The organism is Sulfurisphaera tokodaii str. 7, assembly GCF_000011205.1.
Lineage (GTDB): Archaea > Thermoproteota > Thermoprotei_A > Sulfolobales > Sulfolobaceae > Sulfurisphaera > Sulfurisphaera tokodaii.
This window is the reverse complement of the sequence record NC_003106.2, coordinates 1,628,197-1,646,375: the sequence shown is the minus strand read 5'-3', so window position 1 is coordinate 1,646,375 and position 18,179 is coordinate 1,628,197. Positions and strand designations below refer to the sequence as shown.

Sequence of the window (18,179 nt, the reverse complement as noted above, 5' to 3'; positions counted from 1 at the left end):
TAGCTTTTATACTATTAGCTTAGGCCTTATCTTAAATCTTCTGTAAAGGATAAGCAATAACGAGGGACTTAAATAGCTCCATAGTACAGTAGTTTCCAGTATAGCTGCTACAGCAAATGCGAATCCTAATTCTTGCAAAATTGAAGCCTTTACTAACATTAATGAACCTAATGTACCAGCAAAAATTAAGCCTAGAAAAGCTATTGTTAACCTTAAATTACTAACAGAAATTTCAACTGCAGTCTCCATGTTATTTCCTTTTTCTAATTCTTCATGAACTCTAGCTATTAAGAAAATATTATAGTCCATTCCTATACCTATGATAATTGAAACTAAGAAAATAGGCACTACAGCAAATATCGAGTAGCCAAGAACATTAGTAAATATTAACCTTTCTAGAGCTAAAGTTATTGCTACAGCTGATAGTATTGTGTAAATTATTACTCCAGAAACAGCTAAAGACCTAGTCATAATAAGCAATAGGATAAACATTGTGACAGCTATTTCTCCTACTATAATGAAGAAGTTAGTCTTAACGAAGTTATAAATGTTAAAAGCATCTACGGGTCCTCCACCAACATAACCGTTCTTTATAATCTTTTCTATTTGCTGAACAATTTGAAATGCTTGATTAGAGAATGGTTGGTATTTTTGATTTACTACGAACAGCATATAGCCATGGGAGAAATACTGAGTATAATTATACTCTCCAAGTTCACTATAATTAACTATTCCTCCATATGGCGAAACGGGGGATTGTACCGCCGTAACTCCGGGTATACTATACAACTCTTTATATATACTCATTGCGTAATTATATGCTGTTTGATTAAAAGTACCGTTGTATGGAATAACCACATAAATAGGAAATATATTAGCTGAAGTAAACCTATTGCTTAATATCGTAACCCCTTGTGTTGCTTGAGAAGGCGGTAGTAAAGCTAAAACATTTAGTGTTAGTGGAGTGAACAAAGCTATAACTACTGAAATGACCACTATGGCTGAAATTATTCCAGCATAAAGTGATGGTCTTTTTATTGTTACTCTTTTACTCTCACTTTCTGTGAATTTCCTAGGGAAGAAAAGCTTATCTCCAGCACCCCTCAGTATAGCTGGGAATAAGGTTATTGCTGATAACCACACAATTACAACAGCCAACATATCAGAAATTGCTGTATCTGAGAAAAATGGTATTTTGTATATATAGATAAATAAAAAGGACAGCATAACTATTAGTGCAGTTATCGTTACTGCTCTTCCACCCCATTTAACAGCCTCATAAACAGCTTCCTCCTTACTCTTTTTCTTTCTTCTCTCTTCAATATATCTTGCTGCTATAAATACCACATAATCTGTGCCTAAACCTAGAGCTAATAATAGTACTTCGCTAGGTGTTAGGAAGTTCACTGTAATATTGAGAATTTTTATTACAACTAACCATAGAAAGACTGAAGCAACTAAATATGCTGAAATGTAAATAGTTAAGGGCATTATTGCAGCAACAAAAGACCTAAAGTAGATCCCAGCAAGAATAATTGCTAGAATAATACCCACAGGAATTGCTATGGAATATGCATTTGAAGCGACGTTCTTTAACTGATGACTAATTGGTTCCCCTCCAGTCAGATAAGTTTTTAATCCCATTTTTGTTTGAATATATTTTTGGAAATTAATTGCTTCTTGATAAGTAAAGTTTCCCTTCATAAAGACTAAGAAGAGGTTTGAAGAATATAAATTGTCGGTTATGTTACTTATTGGCTCTATAGGGAAAGTGTTAGAGGCTATGAGTTGTTCAACACTCTCGTTGCTTAATACCACATTAATTAGCTCACTTTTGTTAACAGTTAGAATCGGTGTGAAATTAGCATAATTAACTATCAATTTTACTGCTAAATCTCTTACGCTCACATTAGTTTGTAACATATATGCAAGTTCTAAAGTAGTAAGGTTACTCTTTTGTAAAAGAGCGGAAAGTTTAGTTAAATGTGAAGAGAATAGATAGGCTGTGAGATTACTCACATTGTCATATTTAATTAATTGTATGAAGAACCATTGAGGTAGATTTGTCTTATTTGAGGCTATACCAGATACATAATTTATGTAATCTTCAGTATTGTTAAAAGATAAAATAGTATATACGACTTCTTTGCTCACATTATAATGTAGTGAAATATAATTTACTGCAAATTGTACTGGGGTTTTAGAAATATTCTCATAGACGCACTGTATAAATTGCCTTTCTGTAGTTGAATTAACTTTACTAATTATTTGCTGTAAAGCTATCTCATTAAAGTTAGTAGAGTTAAACACTTCTTCAAGAAAAGTTGCTGGAAGTCCCGTTTCTTCCTCATAAACCGAGATAAGGACTTGAAATGGAGATTGTGTAAGAAGTAATTTTGTAAGTTCAAGAGGTATATGATAAGTATAATTGAAATAACTTATTGTTGCCTCTTCTATTACTGAAATATTATTGAAGTTTGTTATGTTAATGTAGTGTAATACAAATGAAACAAACTCAAACTGTGTTGTGTTAAAGAAATGTTCTGAAGCTTCATATACTGACTCATCTGCAACTAAATATATGTTAAACGGTGTTATTTCATTATTGCTCCAATATGTGTAAAATAAAGAGAAGTATGGTTTTTCTTCTTGTGGTAATTGCGGATATACTTTTTCATAAGCAATTTGATTAGCGAAAGTGACGTTATGCGTTTGATTATAGACTTCCTCCCAAACTTCTAGGAAATATGATACTGGGACGAACAAAAACTTTGACAGATTGTAGATAGTTTGATTTGTTTCAATTTCTCCGTTATGAATCTTAGTAAACGCAGTATAGTTTTCTTGTAATGCGTTATGAAGTTGTTCAATCTTTAGCGCAGTTGAATTTATTGTTTCACTGACGTTCAAAAACTCGTTCTCAACTTCTAGTGTTCCATTATGTAATTCTTCTAGCTTATTTATTTCAGAAGTTAGATTAGAATATTCATTGGAGAGTTTTGCTGAAGTGTTACTTTCACTTTTACTTATGTTCAGAAGTATGTTAGATAAATTATCTACCTCTGGGTATAATTTGTTAAGGGTGGTGTTAAGTATACCTTTTTCTATTGTATAGAAATCATAAATAGAGATATTGCCGTAAGATGTTAGATTAGCTAAAAATGAGGAATATTGACTAACATTACCCTCTATTATTAAAACTCCATTAGAGCCTGAAGCTCCTAGAAGCTTAAAGTAGTTTGAAACAATATTCTCAGCTTTAGCTGATGTACTGCCTGGTACTGAAATCGCGACTTGATAGCTTACAGATTTTAAGAAAAGAGAAGAAAGGGGTGTTGCTAATATAATTAACACAATCCAAATAATTATTACTATATACCATCTTTTTACGATAAATTTAGCTAGTCCATCAAACATAATTAAAAAGATATATCTATAGCTTATAAGACTAATCAATTTAAACCTCTAAATCATAAGTTTATTATGCCTTTTGAGAACATAAAAGAACTCGTTGAAGAATATAAAAAGATCTGGAGTTTAAATTATGCTTTAAGTTTAATGAGTTGGGATAGAGAAACTTACATGCCCCCAGCTGACGCTTCCGTAAGAGGAGAAGTTACTGGAGTATTTAGTGAGTTAATTAAGGAGGAATATCTAAAACTCAACAATTTGGTTCAGAAATATGAAGGAAAAGAAAATTTATCTGATGAAGAGAAAGGTTTCATTAGAGTACTAAATAGAGAAATTAAGTATTATGTTAAAGTTCCTATAGAGATAATTAAGGAGCTAGACAAGATAATATCTGAGGCGTTAATAGTTTGGAGAAATGCAAAGAATGAAGGAAATTTCGGTAAGTTTAAGCCCTATTTAGAGAAAATTGTGGATTTGGAGAGGAAGATTGCTGAGTATTTAGGATATGAAAAACATCCCTATAACGCACTTTTAGACCTATATGAAGAGGGATTTACGGTTGATGATGGTGATAGAATATTCAATATACTACTCCCTAATCTAAAGGACATACTAAATAAAGTAAGGGAAAAGGGCTATTATCCGGCTTCCCATCCATTAGAAAGTGTTGAATATGAGATTAAAGATATGGAAAAAGTAAATAGAGAAATTCTGAAATTACTAAAAATGCCAGAAGACTCATTTAGAATGGATGTTTCAGCTCATCCTTTTACGATTAGAATTTCTGGGAGTGATGTGAGAATAACTACTAGATATGAGGGGAAGGATTTCAAGGAGACAATTTACTCAGTTGTTCATGAAAGTGGACATGCTATTTATGAGTTACTTATTGATAAAAGCCTAGAAATGACCCCATTAGCCCAAGGTGCATCTACTGGAATTCATGAATCTCAATCTAGATTTTGGGAGAACATAATAGGAAGAAGTAAGGAGTTTATTCATCTTGTCTTTCCGATTTTGAAAAATAATCTCTCATTTTTGAAGGATTATGATGAAGAAGAGCTACACAAGTATGTAAATACTGTTAGGCCAAGTTTGACCAGAGTAGATGCTGATGAAGTAACTTATAATTTTCATATAGCGTTAAGATATGAGATTGAGAAGAAGCTATTGAACGAAGATATTAAAGTTGAGGAATTACCAGAAATATGGAATGATTTCATGGAAAAATACTTAGGAATTAGACCAAAAAATGATGGTGAAGGTATCTTACAAGATATTCATTGGTCTCAAGGGTCAATAGGTTACTTCCCTACATATACTTTAGGTAATGTAGTAGCTGGAATGATATATTCTTCTTATAAGAACTTGAAAGATGATATATCCCAAGGAAATTTTGATAATGTTAAATCATGGTTACGTGAAAAAATATGTAAGTACGGTGCTACTTATTCTCCTAAGGAGTTACTAATAAGAGCTTTTGGAAAAACTTACGATCCTAATGATTTGCTTAAGTATTTAAGAGAGAAGTATCTAAGCATTTGATCTTAGATAAATATTTAAGCATACTGTTGAACCCTTTTTTGTGAAAAGCTCATATTTACTTTATATTTCTATAATTCTCTTAATACTAGGTTTAATTATTTCGTTTATTTCGATAGAATCTAAACAAATTATGCTCTTTTATTATAATGAGAGTAATATCGCTTATCCACAACCAGGATGGCAAGACTATTATTGGAGTGTGTTAGTATATGGAAATCCGAACGCTACAATAATTACCTTCAATGAGACTATATTTCTAAAGAATGTTACCATATATCATTTTAATACAACGACAAGATACGTGTATATTGTACATGGTTATATACAACCATATGCATATCTTTCTCCATTTTCCCTTTTTTTAGTATTAACAGCCTCATTTATTGGATTTAAAGGAACAACTTTATTCTTCCAATCAAGAATACTAGGAGAAGAGCTAACAAAAGGTTACGCTGTAGGAGGTTCCTTATATAGATACGTGCTCAAAAGATTTTCCAGCTTCCTAATCTCTATTATTCTAGTAATAACTGTAGTTATTATACTCGAATCGCTTCATGGAAGAAATATAATAAAAACTATTTATGACATGAGTTTATTTAATTTAGGTAACAGTTCATATTTTGGAATTTCAGTTACTAGCCTAGTTTTAACAGCCTTAGCTTATACTTCTTTACTTCTAGGAATCTCCTTTGCACTAACTGTATATTTAAGTGCATTTCTTTCAATTTATAGTTTGACCAATAGGAGGCTAAGAAATATTATTGATAAATGGAAATACATTGGTACCGCATTAGCATCATGGGTACTATCAATAATAGTAATTTACCTTTTACATTTCTTCCTCGACATTTTCCCTTATGGTACTCCAAAAGAGAATATATTCCCGTATTTATTCATGCCACTCATATCCTTATTTTTCCCCTATGTAGGAATATTTAGTAATAGACTTCTATCTAATGTAAAAAGTATTCCAGCTAATTACAAGGGATTAAAAGAAACCATCCTAATTTATAGGCATTTACTAGGTAATGTGACGGTAGTAATGTTATCATCAATATCCTCAGCATTTATTGAAATGTTACTTGCTGAAATGCTAGTTGAAGGAATATTCTTATGGCCAGGTTTAGGTGAGTTATTAAAAATAGCCATATTTCATGGGGACTATAAAATAGTAGAAGGAGTGATGGTACTCTATTCTACTATTGCTCTGTTATCTAATCTGATAACTGACATTATTTATGGTGTTATGGATCCAAGGGTGACTAGGTAATGATTAGACTTTACGTATTGTTAGGACTATTTATTTCTATTGTAACTTTAAGTATATTCCTTGACTTTTATCAATTACCTAAAGGGAAACCATTAACACCACCTAATCCCTCATACCCTTTAGGTACTTATATCAATGGAGAAAATATGATAAATGTAAATGCCGTTGCAATAGTTAACACATTAGTATTTGGTAGTATAGTTGGCATACTTGAGACGTTACTATCAGTAACTTATGGTGTTATTGCAGGGATTATAGGAGGGAAAGTAAGAACTACTATGGTTAGAGTTGCTGACTCTATAAATTCTATACCCAGATTACCTTTCTTACTTTCAATAGCATTGTTTTACGGCATACCTACTGGAACAGCATTAAAAGCAAATTTTTTCGTAACCGCTATAGTAGTCGCCCTAACTGGTTGGCCCCTTTTTGCTAGACAAATTGCTGAAGTAATTTATACTCAGTCCATTGGGAAATCGTTAAGGATAATAATTAAAAGGATTCCAATAAGAATAGGTTTTCACGTTTTGGGAGTAAAGCAGACCATTCAATTAATTATACCTTCAGCTATAGACGGAATATCTACTTACACAGCTATGGGTGTTATTGGAGGTGTTGGTGATCCGAGATATCCGACTCTGACTACATTACTTAATACGGCATCACACTTAATTCCAGACTGGTGGCTGTTTCTTATACCAGCAATATTTAGGGGTATTATACTTATCCTACTTCAATTATTAGCCGATGAAATAAGGAGGATTTAAAAATGTTAAAGTACGAATGTTTAAGCGTAAAAGGAAAGTTAAACTGTTTCTCACTTGAGATTAAAGAAGATTCTGGAATATTAGGACAAAGGGATAGTGGTAAGGAAGAAATAATAAATGCTACTTTTAAGTTGACAAAAGATTTTAGTGGACGAATTCTCTTAGATGACATAGATATTACAAGATACAATGAAGAGATATATTGGACTAAAATTTCTGTTATATTTTATGATCCAATGAAATTATTTAATCCGATCTACGATATAGCATCACACTTTATTGAAATTGGGATAAGCCATGGAATTGAAAATGAAGAGGCTATTTTAGAGACTGCTGAAGAGATTTTAAAAATATTGGGCATGAAGAAAGAGGTACTTTTCTCTTATCCGAATCAGTTAAAACCATTAGAATTAAAGAAGACAGCATTAGCATTAGCTTCATTTCTTGAACCAGAATATATCTTCATAGATGATATTGAATATAATTTAAGCACTTTAGAAATAGAACTTCTAATTAACTCTATTTTGGATTTAAAAGAGACATTCAATATGAAACTTATTGTTTTTGATAACGATCCAGCAGTTATATCTAGATTAACTGACTATGTTGTAGTTCTTTATAGGGGTGAAATAGTAGAAGAGGGATACAATGTGATTGAATATCCTTATCATCCGTATACAATAGATTTAATTAGAGGTGAATTGAAAGGAAAAAACCTAATTGGGAAAGGATGTATATATAGTGAAAATTGTAGGTTTTCAACTCTCAATTGTAAAAACATTACTCCAAAGCTAGTTGATCTAGGAGGTAGAAGGTTAAAATGTTTGGGATTCCCATGGTAATACAAAATATATCTGGGAAGTTCATTTCAAACATAGATTTAGAAATACATAAAATAAGTTGCATAATTGGGAATTCTGGAAAGGATAAAGAGGAAATAGAAGAAATATTGCTAAAAAAGACAGATACAAGAAAGGTTAGGATAATTCCTAGAGACAGAATTAACATTCCCTTAAAAGTCTCTGAGGTATACAACCTTTATGAGAAAAGATTTGGTAAAAGATCTCAATTTATTCTTTCCCTTTTAGACTTAGATGAAAATGCTAAATTAGAAGAATTATCTGAGTTTGAAAAGTTTAAAGTAGAACTAGCTCAGGTTGCATTTGGTGAAACAGAGCTTCTAATAGTAGAAAACTTCATGGAGACTTTTGAGGAACAATTGAAAAATTTAGCTATAAAGGAGATAATTAAAATATCAAATCTATTAGATTTTAAAATCTTATTTTTCTTTAGTGATCTCGATTATATAAATGTATGTGATAGAATATATGTAATTTATGGCGGAAGACTATTAGAATATTCTACGAATAGTTCTGAGTTTTACCATCCTTATACACTTGCGTTAAAGAACTCTACTCTGAATATCGGTAAAAAGGGAGAAAAGATAGAAGTTAATTACATAGGTGAGCCGGCTTTTAGAGGTTGTCCTTTTCATGATTATTGTACTTTTGCAAAAAAGGATAGAAAATTATTTAGAACATGCGTTACCTCATTCCCACCTAAAGTTATAATTAATAGGAATGAAGTGTATTGCTGGTGGTATTCATCTAGAGAATGACTTTAAATATTCTGCTAACTTCTTATAATTCGGGTTATTACACCTATTTACTAATCTGACTACCCCAAAATTACCTCTAATTTCTGGTTCAAAATTATCTTTTTTTGCGAATAGTACTCCAGCATAATGTATATTTCCAGCTAACATTTCCTTAACAATATCTTCTGTAGGTGGAAATGGAGTTACTATAAATGCTATACCGTTACACCAATTTATTGTTGGTATTGACGTCCCTCCTAAAGCTCTAGCTTGCATTAAAACTTCAGAAATCAAATCTTCAAAAGAAAATTCAATTATCTCATGAACTATAATCTTTTTGTAGGGCTCGTATACAATTTGAATTGAGCTCATATTTTTAGTATACTCAGCAGGATATAAATAATTGTAACGAGAGCTATACAGATATTAATTATCCTACTCAAATCCTTTTTAACATTTATATAGGATAAAAGAAAGCCCACTAAAAAGATTGTCAAAGATGATACTATCACGAATAAAACTATATAGGTTAACCCTAGGAGAAGACCTACTTCTGAAGCTAACACTGCAACAACAAGCTTTGAAGGAGTTATAGCAAAAGCCCCTTGAAGTATGCCAGATCCTAAAGACTTTGACACATTAAATTCGAATTCTTTTCCTACTATCTCTCCGTAAAGTAAAACTACAGAAAACCCTAATCCTATAAGATCACCAATTAGTTCCAATTCTGGAATTATTGAAAGTATAATTACGAGGGGTAATGCTATCGATGCAAAACCGATTCCGTGGGAGAGACCAAATACTGCATAGTCCCTCCTAGTTTTCATCAATCTTAATGTTACTATATGATCTGGTTCAAATGCGTGGGATATTGCCAATGCTAAGATAACTACAAATACTATCAGTGGCACGATTACTCATTATAACGGGAAATAAAAAACATGAGTGAGAATCCTAGTGAGTTCCACTCATACTATCATTAATGATAAAACTTCATTATGTTTTAAAAAATTTTAAAAAGTAATAATTAAAGCTTAAATTTGACACCCAACAATTAAGTTTTGCAATGACTGAAAATAGAAATAGCTTGATCTTAGCTTCGATTATTTTAGTCCTTATGACAGTATCAGCAAGATCAGTAAACAATATGGTAACCACAACAGTACCACTTCTGGGAAAATATGTTCTCTCTTTACCAGATTCTATAGTTGGACTTTTATCCACAGTCATGTTCGCCTTTACTTTTCTTTCAACATCTTATCTTAATCCTAGATTAAACGCACAATTTAGAAGAAAAGTGTTTATAGCTTCTAATGTAATAATAGCACTCTCATTAATCTTATTTAGTTATTCAAACGTTATAACTATTTGGATTATTTCAGCATTAGCCGGTTTAGTTTTTGGCTTTATAATGCCAAACCTCGTCACAGCAGCTAGTTTAACAAAGGATAGGAGATCGGCAGAGAGATTATTATCGCTTTATTCTACAAGTTTAAGCCTAAGTCTAATAATAGGCCCAGCTCTGGAGTCTTACTTATTGACAATGTTTAACTACAGACAAATTTTCCTTTGGTTCTTACCATTAGCTATCCTAGGAACAATAATTTCCTTTAACATAAAATTCCCTGATGTAAAAAGAGAAGAATCTGGAATTTCTGTGCTTAAAAATAAGGGATTAATTGCATCTATTTTATCAATAACTACCTATAATGTACCGTTTGCAGCATTTACAACATTCTTAGCAATTTTAGCAAAAGAAAGGTTTGACTTATCTAACTTTGAGGCTTACTCTGTCTTTTTACCTTTCTATATTATATCATTTTTAACTAGGTTGTCAATGACTATAAGACCATTTAGGGATTTAAGACTACCGTTATTAGTTTCAATACTTATTACCATAGCTGGTCTAATAGGTATACTATATGCACCTTCATACTCTCTGTTTCTAGTCGTAATAGCACTATTAGGAATTCCTCACGGTTCAATATTCCCGATGTCTACAATAATGATAAGTAGGGCTACAAGGATAGAAGAAAGAAACGCTGTAAACTCCTACTTCTTAGCGTATAACAATATATTATTCCTTTTAGTTCCAGCTATTATTGGTTTTATAGCAATCTTCATAGGCTTAACATTAGCAATTACTTTACTAGTAATTCCAGTAGTTTTGTCGTCAATACTCTTCTTTAAGATGTTCTGGAATGATGAGATCACACGATGAAGGTTAACAAGTTCTTATTTTCTAGTTATAATTTGAATTAAGTAGACTATTTCTAAATTAAATATTAATAAGATTTTCAATAAATATTAAATTATCTATTTTTTTATCTTTTAACTCTTTTTCCATTTTAAACAATGCAGTAATCCCGAGCCCCTTAGCCGTAGCAATAACTGACGCATCAATTATAGAAAGAGAATTATTACACTTTACTTTAACAATCTCGTCGGCAAAATCTAATGCGTTAACTAACTTGAAATAACCTGAATCTAAAAGTTTCATAATTAGTTCTCTGGCTTTATCCGTCCCATATCTTCTACATATAACATAAGTTAACTCAATTAGAGTTAAATTAGTGATTATAGGTTCTAATTTCCCTCTACTGACTAACTGGATAAATTTCTCTCCGAGTTCAGAGCCTTCTAAAACCTCAACCAATACTCCAGTATCAACTACTACTCTCATCTTCTATCCTAGACCTCTCAAATTCTTCCCTAATCCCTTTAGCAGAACCTAAAAGAGATATCAATAACTGCGAATCTTTTTTACTTCTTTTATTCTCCTCATAAAAAGTTATTAAATATCCTATAGCCTCATTTAAACTAACCTTTTTACCTTTACTTAATTGCAACTCAGCTGCAATTTTAACTAATTTATCTTTCACATCCTTACTAACTCTTATAACTTCAGTCACATGAAAGAAATCAGAACTTATGTATATAAAGTTTACTTTGTATACTATTTTGCATAGTGTTTTTTCATCAGAAGTTAAACTCATCATTTTTTCTCAAATTTAAAAGAATGTTCCAAAAAATCTGCTTTGATAAAAATTTAATGAACTATGGAAGACACCAAAATTTTGTAAATGATATTAGACTATTTCTAATAAAAAAATAATATACAACATACATTTGCTATCCAAAGAGTTACACTAGATAGAGTCTCTCTCTACGATATCATTAAAAGCTATTGATGTGGTAAAATATCTGTAATACATTTATTACATGGGCGTAAATCTTATAATATACGAATTCGATTCTTTACATATGCCAGTAATTAGTATAAGAATCGATGAGAAGTTAAAGAAAAAGATGGACGAATTGAGTTATATAAATTGGAGTGAAATAATAAGGAGGAAGATAGAAGAGGTAATTGAGGAGGAAGAGAAGAAAAAGAAAGGGAAAAGAAAAGATTATAAGAGAATTGCAGAAGCCTCAGTCAAATCTTATGAATTCTTCTTAAATTATGGCGGTAAGAGTTCGGAAGAAATTATAAGAGAATGGAGAGATAAGAATTGGCAGTTATAGATGCTTCAGTTGTAATAAAATGGTTTGCTAATGAAAATTATAGTAAAGAAGCCTTAATTCTTAAGGAGGCATATGTGAAAGGTTTAGAGGATTTATCTGCACCTTGTATTCTCCCCTTTGAAGTGCTAAACGGATTAAAATATACTTATAGTCTGGGAGAAAAAGAACTGGAAGAAGTAGGTAAAATTTTATCCGATTTTCAGATAACACTTTATGGCTTCGAGGACATGTTAGACGAAATGGTTTCCTTATCTCTTAGATACGGTATAACAATATATGACGCCGCCTATATAGCATTGGGTAAGGTTCTAAATGATAAAGTTTATACTGCTGATGAAAACCTAATTAGAAAAGTCAAAGAATTACCTTTCGTAGTTCACATAAAAGATTATAAACAACAATAGATAGTTTAACTTTTTCCTTCTTTAATTAGTAAACCTCATCAATGAATTTCTTAGCAGTTTCAATATCAATTTTTATTGGATTGCCACTATTATTAACTAAATTCACAAATACATCAACGTACCTTAAGGCATCTTCTAGCTTAGCATATTCACTGAGTTTTTTCCTTATACCTAAACTAGCCAAAAATCTTTCCATAAATTCATATAAAGGAGTATCATTAATTTCGATTTCTCGTAATTTATTTTTAGCAATTTCATAGTTTAGCTTTATTGCATGAGGAAGAGAAATACAAGAAGTGATACCATGCGGAATGTTATATCTTGGACCATATACGTATCCAAAGACATGACTTATTCCCATCCTTACATATCTCATTGTTAGTGAAGATAACCAAGCTCCAATTTGACATAATCCTCTATTCTCTAGTGAATCCAGATCTTTTAAACATCTTATTAATTTCTTAAATCCCTCAATTGCTAATGAATCTGTAAATGGATTTGAATCTTTGGAATATAAGGCTTCTATTGCGTGATCTATAGCCCTAACTCCAGACGCTAAAAGTAACCATTTAGGAGTCTCTAATGTAGCCCTTGGGTCTAAAATTATCACATCAATATCCTTTCCAATTTTACTTTTCTTTAACCCTTCTGACGTAAAACCTCCAGATTGCGTATGCTCTGCTCCAGCAAATGTTGTAGGTACTGCTATATAATATCCCCGAAAGGTTATTTTTATACCATCAATTATACTCCCCCCACCCAAACCTATAACAGTATCGTAATTTGAGAGAGCTCTGGCTAATTTATCTACATCCTCTTCTGGGGTATGTTGTCTGGGTCCTTCAATAACATCACCCTTAATTAAGCTTAATATGTTTGATAATAGTTTACTATTCAGTAAACTTCTAGTTGTAACTATAGCTACTTTACTACTTTTTACACTGCTTAACCACTCGAGAGCATCATTACCGTAGATAACTTGGGTTTTAGGATACTGTAACTTAAACACATAGCTCTTTTTGCACTAACAAATATATTTTTGTATTTATTAGGTAAATCGTGAGTGTGGACATAATGTCGTCATTAAGCTATTTATATTTCTATATTTACATTAGGATATATAAAATCTTTTCTTAGCGTCTTCTCTATATAGAGATTTTCATTAATTAATAAATTTATACTATACCCTAATGACGATACTATGCTACACTCATTTAAAACGTAAGTAAGAAAGAGTTAAAAGTATGCTTTATAATGTTTATTCAATCATAAGTATTGGTGCAGAAATATATTATGAATAGGCTGAGAAGCTTTTAGCTAAAGGCGGTCTCGTTTAAGCTTGTGAAAAATATTATAAGGCTGACGAAGAAGCTATAAAACTCCTCAAAGAAATAATAAAGGAGGCAGAAGAGTACGGGTGGGATTTTAAGACATTAATGATGCATTAACAGCTGTCTCATAAGCTTGGAGATAATATAATAGATATGTGGACATCAGCCGTAACACTTTTTACTGCAAGGAAATGTATGGATAAAGATTTAATAGAGAATTATAAGAAAGACATTAAGATACTAGTTGAGAAGACCAAACAAAGATTTAATATTAAAATTCTTAGAATGTTTTCTATTTAATTTAAAATATAAAACCAAGAATAATTTCAAAACTAATTAGGAGTTGAGGCTTACATATTTTAGATAATTTTTGTTAAATTTAACTCATTTTTATTGCATTATCCAACATCTCCTTAACTTTCCTAAAGTATTCTGTGATATCTGTCACTGAAAGCTTAGGCCTCATGAAACCCCCAGACGTGAAGAGTATAAGCCGAATTCCAGCCGTTTAAAACCCAATCCCCTAAATCCTTAGAAAGTCTATTTACTGCTGAAGCTAACCAGTACGTAAACCATCTTCCCTCTCTCATTGCCTGTTGACATTCTGGTGTGTTAAACTTCTCTGCTAAGGCTTTAACTATCTCTTCAGCAGTCTCATAAGCCTTTTCTGAAGCTTGAATTGCGTCTCCTTTAGCTAAATAGTCCTCTGCCTCAGCAAAATATTTCTTTGCCAATTCTATCCTTAAATTGAACGCTTCTTTAGGATCTTTCCTAGAAATTGCGTCAATTATTAAGTCGTTAACATCAATGTTGTATTCTTTAGCCCTCTTAATTAACTCCTCCACAAACAAAATATAATTTAGAGATTTTAAAAAGCAGAGTCGGCTTTTATCGCAACTAAAATTATTTTTAATCACTACTAGTTACTTAGTCCTCTAATTCCTTTTCTTCTTCGTGAAATTTACGAGACCAGCTCCTTATATAGGAGCCTTAAATCACTCTAATTTCAATTACTTTTGGAATTTAAATTTAATTTCTCCCAAATATCTTAATAGGTAATAAAATTTTATGCTAAGCTAAACTATAAAATATAATCTGAAGAATAGCTACTTCAAAGTTTATTCCTAATTTTAGGATTTAATATATCGTCAATTAAAGATAGAATGTATATTATTTAATTCTAGGTTATTAAAACTGTTGAATAATAATTTTATTAATAAATAAAATAGTCCCATAAAGTCATAGTGTCGTCACTAAGCTATTTATATTTCTATAAATTTTTATCACATAGTAATATATTAGTTCAATATTTATACTCTTTATAAAGAAAGCCATCTAATAAATTTATATGCAAATGACGACACTATCCATAAAGTCATTAACCACTTAAAATAAAATAGATTTTCCTATAATATTCTAAGCTAGATTTTCTAAGCTAATTGAAATGTCTCCATTGCTTACTTTAACAAAACTTTAATTAGCATAGGCAATAGGTAATCGTGTGGTAGATCCAAAAATAGTAATAAAGTTATTGGAGAACAGACCGAGACCTAGAGGTAGTAAGATTAGTGAGGAAGATTTAAAGAGACTGGCTAAGTTGGGAGAAGAAAACATGAAATTGCTCGAAGAGTTGGGCTGCTGGAAAATAGAAGGTGATGTAATATATTACAAGACTGGTTGCTTAGGGAATTACTTTCAAGAATAAGTGAATTAAAAGGTAGTGAGACCGATCGTTTCTTGAAGTTTTTGGCAATTTTAAATACTCTTTTGGAAGATAAGGGTCTAGGTAGGATTATTATTGTTGGTGGTTTTGCTGCAGAATTGTATTCTGGTAGAAGCTATAGAACAGGAGATGTAGATGTGATAATAGAAGGTGTGGCAGAAAACTTAGTGCGAGATTTGCTAAAGGAAATATCGGATTTTGGACTAAGAATATATTTACCTAAAATAAGGGAAATATCGGAAAAGGGGATTGATATAGTTGGTAACGTTTATAATAAAAGCAAACCTCCACTTAAGATACAAGTTGACTCTTATCACGTTTACATTATTCCTCCAGAAGAGGTGATATTAACTTATTTGGAAGCGTGGAAATTTTGGAATAGTACTGAGGATAGAAATAAGGCTGTCCTAGTTTATTGTGCCCAAAAGGATAGAATAGACATTAATTACATAAATCTCGAAAGTGAGAGAAGAGGAGTAAAGGATTTCCTTGAGAAGTTGAAAGATTATTGCTGACAAGATTTACTAAACTGACTTTCTATAAACTTGTAAGCATTTACACTATCTCTCATCTTAGGATAAAGACTTTCGTCCTCTTTACTAGATTTCATTAGTTGAGAAGGAGTTAATACTTTGCCCTTCATATTCTAGTTGAGTTCATATTCTGTTCCATTAAGCTCTTAACTGAAATTATCTTATTTGCCTGATAATATCACCATATACTAAGAGTTTAATTGAACTTATGCTTGCTGAGTTGAATAGTTGAGATTTTTAACGCCCCTCTCATATTCTGCTTTAATGAGAAAATTAAGCCTAGAGGAATATCTTAATGAGTATTTGCCTAAGCTTAATGATGAAGAGACTTACCTATTTTATCTAATTTCAAGAGATAGAGAGGCTAAACGGCAGGGGTTAAGAATAGATAAAGTACTTTATAGAATATGGGACGTTGAGCCTCTAAAGGCAGTAAAAATTCTTTCAGCAATTAGGGATAATGTTGAGTTTGAGGTTAAGGGAATAAAGATAAGAAAGGAGTGGATAAAGATAATGCATGTTTTAAATCCCGTCAATATTTCAAAGGCATCTAAGGAGGCTGTGGTAAGATTCTTGCAAGAATGTGAGAAGAAGCCTGATATTTCAAAAATACTCTTTTCTGAACTTCCTAGACATATAGACTTCAAGATTTTTATGGTAGATATAGATTCCAAAGACAGAAAAATAATTGAGCAAATGAAGGGTTTAAAACCTAGATTAGTTTTAACTACAAGGAGGGGATTTCACATTCACTTCTGGAGGGAAGATTTAGAAGACCCTCATGTCCTTTTTGCACTTAAGGATGTGGAAATAAAGACCAGAGATTCCATAGAGTACGTACCTATTAACCAAGGGGTATTTACTCCAGAAGCTTATGAAATAACTGATGTTGAGGAAATATATAGTCTTCTTGATTAATCTTATACATGACAAACTACGAGTAGTTTTAATTAACTAATCTTTAGCCTGATTGTATTTTATTCTCGCTATTAAGAACCACTACTTCATAAAAATTTATATAGATATTTTACGTATCATTATTTATGAGAGGGTTAAGCGAAGGTATTGTCCATCTTATTATCTTAACTGCTGCAGTTCTTATGACTCTTATAGTTGTAGCCTTTATCTTCGGACTATTTGGTGGTTTATCACCGCTAGTAGAAGCCTATCAAGTATATGATGCTGTGTTATATTCCCATAACGGACATTATTATCTAAATTTCACTATTAGGAATAACTTACCGATAACTATAACTAACGTAGAAGTTGTTGGTACTCCTTTAGTTAATTCCACTAATATACAACTCCAGGCTGGTACTCATTCCTTGACTGTTGAGTTTCCGCAATCATATACTCTAACTCAAGGAAGTATATACACGGTTGTAGTTAGTCTTGGCAATGGAAACAGTATTGATGTTTCTGCTTCATACGAATGACTTTTTATCTTACTTTATAAACTATTCTCGTGAAAAAAGTAATTGCAAAAAATTATGTGATTACTACTGACAGTGACGATTTATCTCAATTGCTCTCATTTTTAGAGAAATATAGAATAAGGGCTTACAACTATAAGGTAAGGTACATTTCTGATAAGTTATCTACAAGGATTATTTTGTCTGAAAATGTTATCCTCTCGATAGAAAATCTTCCTTTAGATGAGGCTGAAAAGCTAATTCCTAAAGAGGAAATCTCTCCTTCATCATATTATCTTGAGTTTCATAATGTTCCTCCTTCAAATATCAGTTTCTTCAATTCCCTTTCCTTTACAGAGGCAGAATTTCATGTGTTTTCCTCTAACATCCTTTGTAAAATAGAAGGATTTAGATGTAAGGTTAAAGAATTGGAAGTTTTACAAATTTTATCCAGAATTTTTCCAGAAGTAAAAAGAATGGTTAAACCGTTTAATATGAATTTCTTGGTAAGCAAGGATAGAGAGTCTTTAATATGCGAGATTTTACTGAAATCAATTGGAGTGAGGAATACGAGTGAAATAAATAATTGTAAAATAATAACGGGAAACAAGGTAATGTATAAAGATAGTATTTTATTTCAATGGTAAATCCTTTTAATGCG

General features: G+C 31.5%; 20 protein-coding genes and 1 pseudogene. 13 read left to right on the top strand and 8 right to left on the bottom strand.

The window, feature by feature from the left end:
• Positions 1-6 precede the first annotated feature (6 nt).
• Positions 7-3,417 (bottom strand): MMPL family transporter, encoded by a 3,411-nt coding sequence (locus STK_RS09230; RefSeq protein WP_010979710.1) that lies wholly within the window; start codon positions 3,415-3,417, stop codon positions 7-9.
• A gap of 66 nt (positions 3,418-3,483) precedes the next feature.
• Between STK_RS09230 and STK_RS09225 the strand changes: the two genes are divergently transcribed.
• The 5 genes from STK_RS09225 to STK_RS09205 are packed head-to-tail and all read left to right on the top strand — an operon-like array spanning position 3,484 to position 8,611.
• Positions 3,484-4,956, top strand: coding sequence for a carboxypeptidase M32 (locus tag STK_RS09225; RefSeq protein WP_010979709.1), 1,473 nt, complete (start codon positions 3,484-3,486; stop codon positions 4,954-4,956).
• Between the two features lie 40 nt (positions 4,957-4,996).
• Positions 4,997-6,226: an ABC transporter permease subunit gene (locus tag STK_RS09220; protein WP_010979708.1), complete on the top strand. Its 1,230-nt coding sequence runs from the start codon at positions 4,997-4,999 to the stop codon at positions 6,224-6,226.
• Positions 6,226-6,993, top strand: a complete 768-nt coding sequence (locus STK_RS09215) for a hypothetical protein (RefSeq protein ID WP_010979707.1) — start codon at positions 6,226-6,228, stop codon at positions 6,991-6,993. Before STK_RS09220 ends, STK_RS09215 begins: the two co-directional genes overlap by 1 nt.
• Before the next feature lie 2 nt (positions 6,994-6,995).
• Entirely contained in the window at positions 6,996-7,835 is an 840-nt protein-coding gene (locus STK_RS09210) for an ATP-binding cassette domain-containing protein (RefSeq protein WP_010979706.1), read from the top strand.
• Positions 7,829-8,611, top strand: coding sequence for a hypothetical protein (locus STK_RS09205; protein ID WP_052846621.1), 783 nt, complete (start codon positions 7,829-7,831; stop codon positions 8,609-8,611). The genes STK_RS09210 and STK_RS09205 overlap by 7 nt, the downstream gene beginning before the upstream one ends.
• On the opposite strand, the gene STK_RS09200 is transcribed toward STK_RS09205, so the two are convergent.
• Together STK_RS09200 and STK_RS09195 are read right to left on the bottom strand one after the other, a co-directional pair.
• On the bottom strand, positions 8,597-8,962 hold the full coding sequence (locus tag STK_RS09200; RefSeq protein WP_010979704.1) for a hypothetical protein: 366 nt from the start codon (positions 8,960-8,962) through the stop codon (positions 8,597-8,599). The genes STK_RS09205 and STK_RS09200 overlap by 15 nt on opposite strands.
• Positions 8,959-9,501: a hypothetical protein gene (locus tag STK_RS09195; protein ID WP_010979703.1), complete on the bottom strand. Its 543-nt coding sequence runs from the start codon at positions 9,499-9,501 to the stop codon at positions 8,959-8,961. Before STK_RS09195 ends, STK_RS09200 begins: the two co-directional genes overlap by 4 nt.
• 155 nt (positions 9,502-9,656) lie before the next feature.
• Between STK_RS09195 and STK_RS09190 the strand changes: the two genes are divergently transcribed.
• The gene (locus tag STK_RS09190; RefSeq protein ID WP_010979702.1) at positions 9,657-10,811 is read left to right on the top strand and encodes an MFS transporter; all 1,155 of its coding nucleotides are present in this window, start codon (positions 9,657-9,659) and stop codon (positions 10,809-10,811) included.
• A 57-nt stretch (positions 10,812-10,868) separates the two neighbouring features.
• On the opposite strand, the gene STK_RS09185 is transcribed toward STK_RS09190, so the two are convergent.
• The gene (locus STK_RS09185) at positions 10,869-11,273 is read right to left on the bottom strand and encodes a PIN domain-containing protein (protein WP_010979701.1); all 405 of its coding nucleotides are present in this window, start codon (positions 11,271-11,273) and stop codon (positions 10,869-10,871) included.
• A complete protein-coding gene (locus STK_RS09180) occupies positions 11,257-11,502 on the bottom strand; it encodes a hypothetical protein (protein WP_052846983.1) in 246 nt (81 codons plus the stop codon). The genes STK_RS09185 and STK_RS09180 overlap by 17 nt, the downstream gene beginning before the upstream one ends.
• Positions 11,503-11,854: 352 nt before the next feature.
• Between STK_RS09180 and STK_RS09175 the strand changes: the two genes are divergently transcribed.
• Together STK_RS09175 and STK_RS09170 are read left to right on the top strand one after the other, a co-directional pair.
• On the top strand, positions 11,855-12,115 hold the full coding sequence (locus STK_RS09175; RefSeq protein ID WP_052846982.1) for a hypothetical protein: 261 nt from the start codon (positions 11,855-11,857) through the stop codon (positions 12,113-12,115).
• A complete protein-coding gene (locus STK_RS09170) occupies positions 12,103-12,519 on the top strand; it encodes a type II toxin-antitoxin system VapC family toxin (protein WP_052846620.1) in 417 nt (138 codons plus the stop codon). Before STK_RS09175 ends, STK_RS09170 begins: the two co-directional genes overlap by 13 nt.
• Positions 12,520-12,544: 25 nt before the next feature.
• On the opposite strand, the gene STK_RS09165 is transcribed toward STK_RS09170, so the two are convergent.
• A complete protein-coding gene (locus STK_RS09165; RefSeq protein WP_010979697.1) occupies positions 12,545-13,528 on the bottom strand; it encodes an iron-containing alcohol dehydrogenase in 984 nt (327 codons plus the stop codon).
• A 701-nt stretch (positions 13,529-14,229) separates the two neighbouring features.
• Positions 14,230-14,695, bottom strand: a pseudogene (locus tag STK_RS09155) (PaREP1 family protein).
• 656 nt (positions 14,696-15,351) lie between these two features.
• Here STK_RS09155 and STK_RS09150 point away from each other — a divergent pair.
• On the top strand, positions 15,352-15,555 hold the full coding sequence (locus STK_RS09150) for a hypothetical protein (RefSeq protein WP_052846618.1): 204 nt from the start codon (positions 15,352-15,354) through the stop codon (positions 15,553-15,555).
• On the top strand, positions 15,528-16,088 hold the full coding sequence (locus tag STK_RS09145) for a hypothetical protein (protein WP_052846617.1): 561 nt from the start codon (positions 15,528-15,530) through the stop codon (positions 16,086-16,088). Before STK_RS09150 ends, STK_RS09145 begins: the two co-directional genes overlap by 28 nt.
• Here the strand turns inward: STK_RS09145 and STK_RS15315 are convergent.
• On the bottom strand, positions 16,079-16,216 hold the full coding sequence (locus STK_RS15315; protein ID WP_198429673.1) for a hypothetical protein: 138 nt from the start codon (positions 16,214-16,216) through the stop codon (positions 16,079-16,081). The two genes, STK_RS09145 and STK_RS15315, sit on opposite strands and share 10 nt — an antisense overlap.
• 154 nt (positions 16,217-16,370) lie before the next feature.
• Here STK_RS15315 and STK_RS09140 point away from each other — a divergent pair, with 154 nt between their 5' ends.
• The 3 genes from STK_RS09140 to STK_RS09130 all read left to right on the top strand — a co-directional run bounded on the left by STK_RS09140 (position 16,371) and on the right by STK_RS09130 (position 18,165).
• Positions 16,371-17,024 (top strand): hypothetical protein, encoded by a 654-nt coding sequence (locus tag STK_RS09140; RefSeq protein WP_010979694.1) that lies wholly within the window; start codon positions 16,371-16,373, stop codon positions 17,022-17,024.
• 125 nt (positions 17,025-17,149) lie between these two features.
• Positions 17,150-17,542 (top strand): DUF973 family protein, encoded by a 393-nt coding sequence (locus STK_RS09135; protein ID WP_010979693.1) that lies wholly within the window; start codon positions 17,150-17,152, stop codon positions 17,540-17,542.
• A gap of 29 nt (positions 17,543-17,571) precedes the next feature.
• Positions 17,572-18,165 (top strand): hypothetical protein, encoded by a 594-nt coding sequence (locus STK_RS09130; RefSeq protein WP_010979692.1) that lies wholly within the window; start codon positions 17,572-17,574, stop codon positions 18,163-18,165.
• Positions 18,166-18,179 lie beyond the last annotated feature (14 nt).